The organism is Oscillibacter acetigenes, assembly GCF_025567605.1.
Lineage (GTDB): Bacteria > Bacillota > Clostridia > Oscillospirales > Oscillospiraceae > Oscillibacter > Oscillibacter welbionis.
Genome location: NZ_JAOQKG010000008.1, coordinates 40344 through 51480, shown reverse-complemented (window position 1 = coordinate 51480; position 11137 = coordinate 40344). Strand labels below are relative to the sequence as shown.

At 62.5% G+C, this 11137-nt stretch carries 11 protein-coding genes; 7 read left to right on the top strand and 4 right to left on the bottom strand.

What is annotated here, in order from left to right:
- Positions 1 to 32: 32 nt before the first annotated feature.
- Complete coding sequence (locus tag OCV80_RS15350; protein WP_025544166.1) at positions 33 to 461, bottom strand: hypothetical protein; 429 nt, start codon at positions 459 to 461, stop codon at positions 33 to 35.
- Between the two features lie 170 nt (positions 462 to 631).
- Here OCV80_RS15350 and OCV80_RS15345 point away from each other — a divergent pair, with 170 nt between their 5' ends.
- From OCV80_RS15345 to OCV80_RS15335, 3 genes are all read left to right on the top strand, one after another.
- Entirely contained in the window at positions 632 to 1597 is a 966-nt protein-coding gene (locus OCV80_RS15345; RefSeq protein ID WP_249390714.1) for a metal ABC transporter substrate-binding protein, read from the top strand.
- A 127-nt stretch (positions 1598 to 1724) separates the two neighbouring features.
- Entirely contained in the window at positions 1725 to 2768 is a 1044-nt protein-coding gene (locus OCV80_RS15340) for an alcohol dehydrogenase (protein ID WP_119310793.1), read from the top strand.
- Positions 2769 to 2814: 46 nt separating this feature from the next.
- Positions 2815 to 3504 (top strand): hypothetical protein, encoded by a 690-nt coding sequence (locus tag OCV80_RS15335; protein WP_021748580.1) that lies wholly within the window; start codon positions 2815 to 2817, stop codon positions 3502 to 3504.
- A gap of 22 nt (positions 3505 to 3526) precedes the next feature.
- Here the strand turns inward: OCV80_RS15335 and OCV80_RS15330 are convergent, their stop codons facing one another.
- On the bottom strand, positions 3527 to 3721 hold the full coding sequence (locus OCV80_RS15330; protein WP_021748579.1) for a hypothetical protein: 195 nt from the start codon (positions 3719 to 3721) through the stop codon (positions 3527 to 3529).
- Positions 3722 to 4014: 293 nt separating this feature from the next.
- Between OCV80_RS15330 and OCV80_RS15325 the strand changes: the two genes are divergently transcribed.
- A complete protein-coding gene (locus tag OCV80_RS15325) occupies positions 4015 to 5370 on the top strand; it encodes an MATE family efflux transporter (RefSeq protein ID WP_025544171.1) in 1356 nt (451 codons plus the stop codon).
- Positions 5371 to 5475: 105 nt separating this feature from the next.
- Here the strand turns inward: OCV80_RS15325 and OCV80_RS15320 are convergent, their stop codons facing one another.
- Entirely contained in the window at positions 5476 to 6393 is a 918-nt protein-coding gene (locus tag OCV80_RS15320) for a ketopantoate reductase family protein (protein WP_267288540.1), read from the bottom strand.
- A gap of 58 nt (positions 6394 to 6451) precedes the next feature.
- Positions 6452 to 7339, bottom strand: coding sequence for a 4Fe-4S cluster-binding domain-containing protein (locus OCV80_RS15315; protein ID WP_025544173.1), 888 nt, complete (start codon positions 7337 to 7339; stop codon positions 6452 to 6454).
- Between the two features lie 302 nt (positions 7340 to 7641).
- Here OCV80_RS15315 and OCV80_RS15310 point away from each other — a divergent pair, with 302 nt between their 5' ends.
- The 3 genes from OCV80_RS15310 to OCV80_RS15300 are packed head-to-tail and all read left to right on the top strand — an operon-like array spanning position 7642 to position 11125.
- Entirely contained in the window at positions 7642 to 9450 is a 1809-nt protein-coding gene (locus tag OCV80_RS15310) for an FtsW/RodA/SpoVE family cell cycle protein (RefSeq protein ID WP_136891637.1), read from the top strand.
- The gene (locus OCV80_RS15305; protein WP_256264444.1) at positions 9437 to 10804 is read left to right on the top strand and encodes a penicillin-binding transpeptidase domain-containing protein; all 1368 of its coding nucleotides are present in this window, start codon (positions 9437 to 9439) and stop codon (positions 10802 to 10804) included. The genes OCV80_RS15310 and OCV80_RS15305 overlap by 14 nt, the downstream gene beginning before the upstream one ends.
- 18 nt (positions 10805 to 10822) lie before the next feature.
- The gene (locus OCV80_RS15300) at positions 10823 to 11125 is read left to right on the top strand and encodes a hypothetical protein (protein WP_021748572.1); all 303 of its coding nucleotides are present in this window, start codon (positions 10823 to 10825) and stop codon (positions 11123 to 11125) included.
- The last annotated feature ends 12 nt before the right edge of the window (positions 11126 to 11137 follow it).

Below are 11137 nucleotides of genomic sequence, written 5' to 3'. Positions count from 1 at the left end.
GCCGGGAGCCGCGGGATGTATTTGAAAGCCGCTTACCGGGCCGCCTGGAGCAGCTTTTCTGCAATGACCTCTACATCTTCACCGGAGGCCACAAAGTCCATGACATTGGGCAGGGAGAGGGAGCGGCGCAGCAGCGCCGTGTAGTAGCGCATCGCCCATTCCCGGCCGGTGACAGAGCAGTGCTGGATGATTTCCACAAGCTCTACCAGTTCCTCCCGGGACAGGTCGGGGATACAGGGCGGTTCCGGCGTCAGTGTGAGCCGTGCCAATGTGTCCAGGTCCGTCCAGCTCCAGTATTCCGCAAATTCCACATCAGTGTGGACTTTGCCCGTGAGAGCGGCCAGGTCCTCCAGCTCCGCGCCGGCGGTACCGGGTTCTTTGTCTGCAATGGCTGCAATCAGGGCCTCCACCGCGTCCAGCTTGCCTTCGTCGATTCGGGGAAACTCCAGTGCCTTTCTCATGGTGCGCCTCCTCTGAAATCTTAGCGTTTTCTTAACTTTACCAGAGTTTTGCAAGTTTGCCAAGACTAATCCGCTGCATGGGACTCGCAAACCGGACCTTGCATTTGAGGACGAGGTGTGCTATACTGCATAATCTGAAAACAATTCTCATTTTCAAAGGAGATCAGACTGTGGAAAAACGTATTCGGTTGTGTGCCGCGCTGGCGATGGTGCTTCTGTTGACCGCCTGCGGACAGGCTCCGGCGGAGCATGAGAGGGAAGAGCGGCTGACAGTGGTGGCTACGGTATTCCCCGCCTATGATTTCGCCCGGGCCGCCGGGGGAGAGCTGGCAGAGGTGCGGCTTCTGCTGCCGCCGGGAGCAGAGAGCCATTCCTACGAGCCCACCCCGGCGGACATTCTGGCAGTGCAGGAGTGCGATCTGTTCCTCTATCTGGGCGGCGAATCCGACGCCTGGGTGGAGACGATTCTGGAGTCCGTGGACATGCAGGGCGAGGCCCTGCGGATGGTGGACTGTGTGGACCTGCTGGAGGAGGAGACAGTGGAGGGCATGGAAGACCACGAGGGCCATGACCACGACCATGCGGAGGGGCCCGGCCTGGGAGAAGTGGTGGGCTACGATGAGCACGTGTGGACATCCCCGAAAAATGCCGCCGCCATCACCCGGGCGGTGGGGGACAGGCTGGCGGAGCTGGACCCGGCCAATGCCGGGACTTACGCCGCCAACACGGAGGGCTACGCCACCCGGATCGAGGCCCTGGACCGGGAATTCGCGGACTTCTTCGCCGGAGTGGAGGACCGGACCATGGTGTTCGGGGACCGATTTCCCCTGCGGTACTTCGCGGAGGAATTCGACATCGACTACTACGCTGCCTTCCCCGGGTGCAGCACCCAGACAGAGCCCTCGGCAGCCACCATCGCCTTCCTGACGGACAAGGTGCGGGAAGAGGGGATCCCCACGGTCTGGTACATTGAGTTCTCCAATCATCTGGTGGCGGACAGCATTGCGGAGGCCGCGGGCGTCAAGACGGCCCTGTTCCACACCTGCCACAATGTATCCACGGACGAACTGGAGGCGGGGGCCACTTACGTGTCCCTGATGGAGCAGAATCTGGAGACGCTGCGGGAGAATCTGTGATCTGAAAAGAAGAGCGCCGGGGCTGCAGCGGATGTCGCAGCCCCGGCTTTTTTATGGGAAACGGCGGAGAAGCCTTTGACAGGGGCGTGCTTCCGCCGTATCATAGGAGTCAGAGAGGAGAGATGGTATGCTGGCTTATACCTATTTGGAAAAAGGAACCTTCCGGCTGACGGACAAGCCGAAGCCTGTGCTGCGGGAACCTGGAGACGCGCTGGTCCGGGTGACGCTGTCCAGCATCTGCACCAGCGACCTGCACATCAAGCACGGCTCCGTGCCCCGGGCGGTGCCCGGTATCACCGTGGGCCATGAGATGGTAGGTGTGGTGGAATCGGTGGGTCCCGGCGTCCGGACGGTCCGCCCCGGCGACCGGGTGAGCGTGAATGTGGAGACGTTCTGCGGCGAGTGCTTCTTCTGCCGCCACGGGTATGTCAACAACTGTACGGATCCCAGCGGCGGCTGGGCCCTGGGCTGCCGGATCGACGGGGGACAGGCGGAATACGTCCGGGTGCCCTACGCGGACCAGGGTCTGACGAAAATCCCGGAGAGCGTTACGGACCGGCAGGCACTGTTTGCCGGCGACATCCTGGCCACCGGCTTCTGGGCGGCCCGCATCGCGGAGATCGGGCGGGAGGACACGGTGCTGATCCTGGGAGCGGGCCCCACAGGCATCTGCACTCTGTTGTGCGTGCTGCTGAAAGCGCCTAAGCAGGTCATCGTCTGCGAAAAGGACCCGGCGCGTCTCCGGTTTGTCCGGGAGCACTATCCCCAGGTGCTGACGGTGGGGCCGGAGGAGGTGCTGGCCTTCACACAGGCCCACAGCGACCACGGCGGCGCGGACCGGGTGCTGGAGGTAGCCGGGGCGGAGGAGACCTTCCGCCTAGCCTGGCAGTGCGCCCGCCCCAATGCGGTGGTGACGGTGGTGGCGCTTTACGATAGGCCCCAGCTCCTGCCCCTGCCGGAGATGTACGGGAAGAATCTCACCTTCAAAACCGGCGGCGTGGACGGCTGTGACAGCCAGGAGATTCTGGACCTGATCGCGGCGGGAAAGCTGGACACCACGCCCCTCATCACCCACACTGTCCCTCTGCGGGATATCGCGGCGGCCTATGACCTGTTCGAGCACCGGCGGGACGGTGTCATCAAGGTGGCGGTGGACTGCAGCATGGCGTGAGGACAGCAGGACAACAGCTCCGAAGAGACAGAGAGGAGAGAGGCAGATGGATGATGGGATGCAGTGGCTGGCGGGAACGATCCTGTCGGCGGTGATCTCCAGCGTGATCACCGTGGGCTTCCTGTCCGCGCTTGTGACACGGCTGCAGATCCGGATCGACCACCGGAATAACGGGATCAAGCGGGTCTATGCCCCGGGAGAGCACAGCCGAGCACTGAAAAAGCAGCTGGCAGAGGCACGGGCGATCCAGCTTCTGGCATTGTCCGGCTATGGGTTCACCCATGCATACAGACGCATCCTGACCGACTGCGTGGCCAGGGGCGGGACAGTGGAATACCTGCTGGCGCAGCCCGGAACCGCCTATATGAAAGATGCGGCTGAGATCGAGGGCAGAGGGGCGGACTCCATCTCCGAGGAGGTCGGGGAGACCCTGAAGCTGCTGGAGGCCATCCGGCGGGACGCCGCGGAAAAGGCAGGGAAGCAGAAAGCGGAGCCGGGCAGAGTTCTCGTCAGGTATTTTCACACGGAGATGCGCGAACAGCTGATTCTCTGTACGGATCAGAGCGGGCGGCGTACGGCCTGGCTGTCGCTGCTGATCCCGCCGCTTCCGGCGCTGGAGTGCAACATGATCGAGTACAGGGACGCGGAGGACTGTGTGGATTATTATGAGGCCGTGAAGAGGCGCAGTGAGCCTTGCCCAGTCGCCGTCCCCGGCAGGATGCACGGAAAGGACTGAGACACCGGGCGCGGGCCGGTCCTCACCAGGCTATGCGGCGGTACTCGATGGCCCTGCACTGGCGGACCACTTGGGCACAGAGAGCGTTGTAAAATTGGAGATACTGTTTCTTGGCCTGGCGCTGGGCGCGCTGCTTCTCCTGAAACAGCCGCCACTGAGGGCAGGTCTTGTGGCAGCCCTCCCGGTAGGACGGACAGCCGGTTTGGCAGGGCAGCATGGGACATTCCTCCGATCTCGGATATTCTCCGCCCGGACACGGCCGGGGCAGGACTCTGCTGTCAGTGTAGCCTTTTTCCCGACGGCCTGCCACCTTGAAATGGTAAAGCGGGGGTAAAACCTCTGCGCAGGCGGAAAAACGGGGCTTGACACCCCCCGCGGTGGCATGGTAAAGTATTGACTGTTCATCGGAGGGCTTGTGGCCGCAGTCACAAAGCCGGATAAGATGCTGGGGGGCGCCCGGTTTCTTGTCCGGCTTTTTTTCGCGCCTTTCCGGAGTTGAGGAGGGACGTCATGGAAACAGAACAGACCTTTACACGGGGGCCGATCCTGTCGACCCTGCTGAAATTCGCCCTGCCGGTGCTGCTGGCTCTGCTGCTGCAGGCCATGTACGGCGCAGTGGACCTGCAGGTGGTGGGCAAATTCGGCACTGCGGCGGACATCTCGGCCGTCTCCACCGGCAGCCAGATCATGCAGACCGTGACCATCGTCATCACAGGTCTGGCTATGGGCATCACGGTCCTGCTGGGACAGAAGATCGGTGAGGACAGGCCGGAGGAGGCGGGGGCGGCTGTGGGCAGCGGCATCTGCCTGTTTCTGGTGGTGGCAGTGGCTGCCACAGTGGCGCTGGAGCTGGCGGCACCTCAGCTGGCAATGCTCATGCACGCCCCGGCGGATGCCTTTGACGGCACGGTGGAATATGTGCGGATCTGCTCCGGCGGCGCGGTGTTCATTGTGGCCTACAACCTTTTGGGCAGTATCTTCCGGGGGATCGGAGATTCCCGGGTACCGCTGATCACTGTGCTGATTGCCTGTATTCTGAATATCGGCGGCGACCTGCTGTTGGTGGGGGGCTTCGGCCTGAATGTGGCTGGCGCAGCCATCGCCACAGTCTTTGCCCAGGCAATGAGCGTGGCGCTGTCCCTGCTGCTGATCCGTGGAAAGCACTTGGCCTTCATACTCCGGCGGCAGGACATCCGGTTCAACGGTGCCATCATTGGACGGATTTTGAAATTGGGCAGCCCGGTGGCGCTCCAGGACCTGCTGGTGAATATCACCTTCCTGGTGATCATCGCCATCGCCAATTCTATGGGCACCATTCCCTCCGCCGGGGTGGGCGTGGCGGAGAAGCTGTGCGCCTTCGTCATGCTGGTGCCCTCTGCCTATATGCAGTCCATGTCCGCCTTCGTGGCGCAGAACATCGGCGCCGGGCTGGAGACCAGGGCCCGGCGGGCGCTGCTGTACGGCGTGCTGTCCTCCCTGATGGCGGGCCTCCTCATGGGCTGGGCGGCATTCTTTCACGGAGATGTGCTGGCGGGTATTTTCGCGGACGACCCGGCGGTGATCGCCGCCGCCTGGGAGTATCTCAAGGCCTACGCCATTGACTGCCTGCTTACCAGCTTCCTGTTCTGCTTTGTGGGCTTTTTCAACGGCTGCGGGCAGACGCTGTTCGTCATGGCGCAAGGAATGGTCGGGGCCCTGGGGGTCCGGCTGCCGGTGGCGCTGCTGGTGAGCCGGGCGGCGGACAGCTCTCTGTTCCATCTGGGGCTGGCCACCCCTGCCTCCACGGTGGTGCAGATTTTCCTGTGCGGAATCTGGTACCTGCGGCGCTCCCACCGGCTGAACCGGCTGGGGCTGATACGGAAATAAAAAGATGCCCCGGCACCTTCGTGCCGGGGCTTTCCAGCGTGCCTGTCCGCAGGCAGCGTGGAGTGCAGGACAGAAGACCTGCACTTGTCCCTTTGATGGACAGGCTCAGTAGTTCCGCTCCATCTCCTGGATCTGCTGGTACAGCCAGTCGTTGACAGGGACGGAAATGCCGTGTTTGGCGGCCAGCCGGCGAATGGTGCCTGCAAACAGCTCCACTTCGCTCTTCCGGTGGTTTTTGCCGTCCTGCCGCATAGAGGTCTCACCGTTGGAGGGCAGGTGGTCAATGATGTCCACCCATGCGGCCACGTCCTTCTCAGAGAGCGGGACGCCCTCTGCATTGGCCACGGCGGCCACCTCCCGCATGGCGCCGATCATGGTGTCCCGGGGCTTTCCGGGCACCTGCAGCGGGCCGTAATCGCACTGGAACACCAGGGCGGTCTGGTTGCAGCCGGTGTTGCACAGCAGCTTGCTCCACATGTGGGTGCGGATGTCCGCCGGTACGACATAGGGGAAGCCGATGCTGTCAAAAAACGCGGTGAGCCGCTGGAGGCGGCTGGTGTCCTCCCCGGCGGGGACGCCCACTGCCAGTTCCCCAATGGGGTCGCAGACGACACGGTTGCCCTCCTTCTTGGCGGCCATCCGCTCCGCCACGCACCAGACCACATGCTCCGGACCAAAGGCATCTCCCAGGATCTCCTCGCTGGAGATGCCATTGAGGACCGAGATCACGAGCGTGTCCGGTCCCACCAGGTGGCGGCAGGTCTCGATGGCGTTCTGCAGACCGCCGAACTTGACGGCGAACAGCAGTAGGTCCACCGGCTCTGTGCGAGCGGCGGCATCGGTGTAATTGAAGTCGCAGGGTGCGTCGTTGTACCAAAAGCCCTGCTTCCGGTAGCGGGCGATCCGTGCGCCGTCTGCCAGAACGGGGACCTGCTCCTTGCCGAGCGCCCGTGTGAAGAGCGTGGCGTACAGGACGCCAAGGGAACCCAGGCCGATGACGCCGGCTGTTTGAATGGGTTTCATCAATCATTCCTCCTGTTCATCAAAACAGGGCGGCGGAATGCTCCGCCGCCCCTGTTGCTTACGCGATCCGAGCCAGCCACCGCAGATCGTAGGGCTCAAACACGACCTTTTCATAGGCGTCCACATCCAGGGGCGTGCCGTCCCAGTCGGAGTGGATGTCGCCGTTCTGCTTGATGAGGATGTCGTAGAGGATGTCGTAGGTGACGCCGCTCACCGGGTCCGTCTCCACGATGGTGGAGTAAGGCAGCGTCTTGTGGTATGTCAGCTCCATTCCCTTGTAGTCGAAATGGAAGCCGCAGCGCATCCGGCAGCCGTCCAGTCCCGTGTACCGGGCCACCTTCTTCAGATCCTGGAGGATTTTGTCCCCCTCCTCCTCATAGAGGTTCTCCGGTGTGGTGGCGGTGTAGTCGAACCGGAACTGAATGGAGGCGCCCGGGAGCTTGCGGAACCGCTCCATATAGGGCACCAGCTGCTCGGCGGGATAGTTCTTGTACAGCACGCAGTTCACCCGGAAGGGCACCGGCAGCTTGGAAAGCAGGCCGTCGTTGGATTCCACCACATAGTGCTGCATGTGGCGGGAGACGTTGATGCAGGTGATCTTGTGTCTGTTCCGCTCCGCAAATGCCAGAATGTCCGCCTCGGACTGGTGCTCGGAGACGGGAAGGGTGGTGTTGATATATACCTTGTGGGTAGTGGGGATTTTGTCCAGCATCACCTGGAGGGACTCCAGGTTGGCGAAGGGCTCACCCCCGGTGAAGACGAAGTCGCAGTCGGGCGTGATGGCGTCCATCCGCTCGATGCTCCGGCAGATCTTCTCCAGGGAAAAACCTGTCATATCCGCATACTCGCCTTTATTGATGCAGAAGGGGCAGTGGTTCTTGCAGTCGTAAGGGACAAAGATCGTCACCGTGGCGCCGCCCTCCCGCGTCTTATAGGGATGTTTCATATCGATCGGCCTTTCAGAGTAAAATGGAAAATCCGTGAAAAAATGGTCTCCAAAAACCGCGTTGAAGGTCTTGCAGACAATGTTATATTTTAAAGGATTTTTCAACAGAGGTCAAGAGTAAAAGGGAAATTCCCCGTGAGAAACTCCGAAAAAACGCTGACACTTCTGGAAAACCTGCACAAATCCCGCCTGCAGCGCCGCCCCAGTGGAAAGATGCCGGTGAAGGCAGGGCTGTACATTTCCCGGAGAAAATGCTATAATAACAAACTATGCAATTGTGTTTCAAGAGAGGAGGCGGACCCATGGAGATTCTGCAGGGGCTGCTGGACAACCTGACGGCCCTGCTGGCGGCACATCCGCTGGCGGGGGAGTGGTATATGGCCTTTGTGCGCTTTCTGTTTCCGGCTCTGGCCGTGCTGATCCTGTACCGGGCGGTCCGCTCTCTGCTGCGGATTCCCCACACGCCGGAGAACTGGGGCCAGCTGAGCCTGCCAAACGGCACGTCCCTGCCCCTGACCCACTGGGAGAACATCCTGGGCCGGAGCAAGACGGCGGACATCTATCTGAACTATCCCAGCATCTCCCGGCAGCATGCCGCCCTCTGCCGGGGCGAAGATGAGAACTGGACGCTGTACGACCTGGGGTCCAAGGGCGGCACGGCGGTGAATGGGGAGAAGGTGGCGTCCTCCGTTCCCGTGAAGCTGGGGGATACCATCACTTTAGGGGGCGTGCCGTTGATCTTCCTGCCTCAGACCGTGGCGGAGCGGGAGGAGCAGGAGGCGAAGCGCCGGGCGGAGCGCCCCGCCGCCATCTGGCCGTCTTTCCTGTGGCTGACGGTGTTTCAGGTGCTGGCCTGTCTGCAGCTGCTCGTGGCCGCCGGGACTGAGGCCACCATCGCCATCCCCCTGGCCTTCCTGGGGCTGACGGTGCTGATGTGGCTCTATTACGCGGCCCTGCGGGCCACTCGCTGCGTGGGCTTTGAGATGGAGACCATCGCCTTCTTCCTCTCCACGCTGTCACTGTCCATCACTGCCTCCAGTGCCCAGAGCAGTCTGTTCAAGCAGTTCCTGGCTATTTTGCTGGGGCTGGCGCTGTTTTTGGTGCTGGGACTGTTCCTGCGGGACCTCAGCCGGGTGCAGAAGAACCGCTGGCTCATGGCGGCCGCCGCCATCGGCCTGCTGGGCATCACCCTGGTGATCGGCAACTCCAAATACGGCGCCGTCAACTGGATCTCCATTGGCGGCATGTCCTTCCAGCCGTCGGAGATCGCCAAGATCTGCTATATCTTCGCCGGCGCCGCCACACTGGAGCGGCTGTTCCACAAGCGGAACCTGACCCTCTTCATCGTGTTGACAGGCGTGTGTATCGGCCTGCTGGGCCTGATGAGCGACTTCGGCACCGCGGCCATTTTCTTCGTCACCTTCCTGGTGATCGCCTATATGCGGTCCGGGGATTTCGCCACACTGTCTTTGATCTGCGGCGGCGCTGTGTTTGGAGCGGGCATCATTTTGAAGTTCAAGCCCTATATCCTCAGCCGCTTCGCCTCCTGGGGCCACGCTTGGGAGGCCGCCTCCACCACCGGCTACCAGCAGACCCGCACCATGTCCGCCGCCGCCTCCGGGGGCCTTTTGGGTATGGGGGCCGGCAACGGCTGGCTCCATAACGTGGCGGCGGCGGACACAGACCTGGTGTTCGGTATGCTGTGCGAGGAGTGGGGGCTGCTGATCGCCGTGCTGGCAGTGGGCGCCATCATCACGTTGGCGTTTTTCGCCGCACGGGCCTGCCGGGTGGGGAGGTCCAGCTTTTACACCATCGCAGCCTGCGCGGCATCGTCCCTGCTGGTGTTTCAGACCTGCCTGAACGTGTTCGGTTCCGTGGACCTGCTGCCCCTCACCGGCGTCACGTTCCCCTTTGTCTCCAACGGCGGCTCCGCTATGATGTCCGCGTGGGGGCTCCTAGCCTATCTGAAGGCCACAGATACCCGGGAGAACGCCAGCTTTGCCATCGCCCGCAAGCACCAGCGGCGCCTGACCCAGGCGGCCCGCCGGCGGGTGGAGCCGATAGGGGACCCCTTCGGCACGGAAAAGGAGGAACGCCATGAAGAAAATTGAGCGGCGGGCCTTTGTCTGTCTGGCGCTGGCGCTGCTGCTGGCGGCGGGCCTGGGATTCTTCCTGGTGAAATACTTCCTGGACGGCGGCAGCTGGGCGTCCTCCGCCTTCAACCGCCACCTGTACAATAGCAGCGGCCAGCTTGCCAGCGGCACGGTGCTGGACCGGGACGGGGACGTGCTCTCCGAGGTGGTGGACGGACAGCGCACCTATTACGACAATGCCACCGTCCGCAAGGCCACTCTCCATGCGGTGGGGGACCTACAGGGTAATATCGGCACCGGGGCCCTGAATGCCTTTGCCGACAAGCTGACCGGGTACAGCCTGCTGAACGGCGCCTTCGGCGCCCAGCGGGGGAACGACCTGTATCTGACCATTGACGCCCGGTATAACTATACCGCCTATGAGGCGCTTGGCGGCAAGTCCGGCACCGTGGCGGTCTACAACTACGAAACCGGAGAGATTCTGTGTATGGTCTCAGCCCCCAGCTACGACCCCCTGAACGTGCCGGAGGACATCACCACCAACGACCGGTACAAGGGCGCCTATCTGAACCGTTTCCTATCCTCTACTTTCACGCCGGGATCCGTGTACAAGACCGTGACCCTGGCGGCGGCTCTGGAGGATATCCCAGACCTGGCGGATCGGACCTGGACCTGCTCCGGCAGCGTCCAGATGGGGGACGAGACCATCATCTGCTCCGGCACCCACGGGGAGCAGGACATCGCCTCCGCCTTCGCCAACAGCTGCAACGTGGCCTTCGCCCAGATCGCCCAGGAGCTGGGGCCGGGCACTCTGGAGAAGTACACGGAGCAGGCGGGCCTGACCGGCAGCTATTCCATCAGCGGCCTGCCTACGGCAAAGGGCTCCTTTGACTTTGACAACATCACCGACGGTCAGCTGGGCTGGGCCGGCGTGGGACAGTACCACGACCAGGTGAACCCGGCGGCGCTGATGATCTACATGGGCGCCATCGCAAACGGCGGCAAGGCGGCGGAGCCGTATCTGATCCTCCGGACCGAGAGCGCCCTGGGTCTGCCGTCCCTGCCCCACTTCACCACCAGGACCGGCACGCTGATTTCTGCCGATACGGCGGCTGCGCTGGCGGACCTGATGGCCAACAACGTGACCCAGACTTACGGCGCCAGCCGCTTTCCCAATATGGACATCTGCGCCAAGTCCGGCACCGCTGAGGTGGGGGAGGGCCAGACGCCCCACGCCTGGTTCGCCGGCTTCCTCCGGGGGGAGGAGACGCCTTACGCCTTTGTGGTGCTGGTGGAGAACGGCGGCGGCGGGTCCTCTGTGGCGGGCGGCGTGGCCGCCAAGGTTCTGGATGTCATCGTCAACGGATATTGATACGAAAGCGGGAGCAAGATGAACGACAAGAGAAAGGGTCTGCTGTTTCAGACCAAGAAACAGATGAACAACGGAGCTATCGCCACGGGGTTGGGATTCGTGCTGTACCTGGCCCTGCTGGCGATGGGGCTGGAGCTGCCGGCGGACTTGGTGGCCGTTGCCTTCGGCGTGGTGGGAATTTTCAACTCCTTCTCCGTGCTGGAGGGGCGGCGCAAGGACAAGGAGAATATCTCCTACAATCTGCTGTGGGGACAGCTGGCGCTGACCATCTTCCTGGTGGCCTGCGCGGTGCTGGCCGTCAAGCAGCGGCTAGGGCTGTAAAAGGAAAAGCGG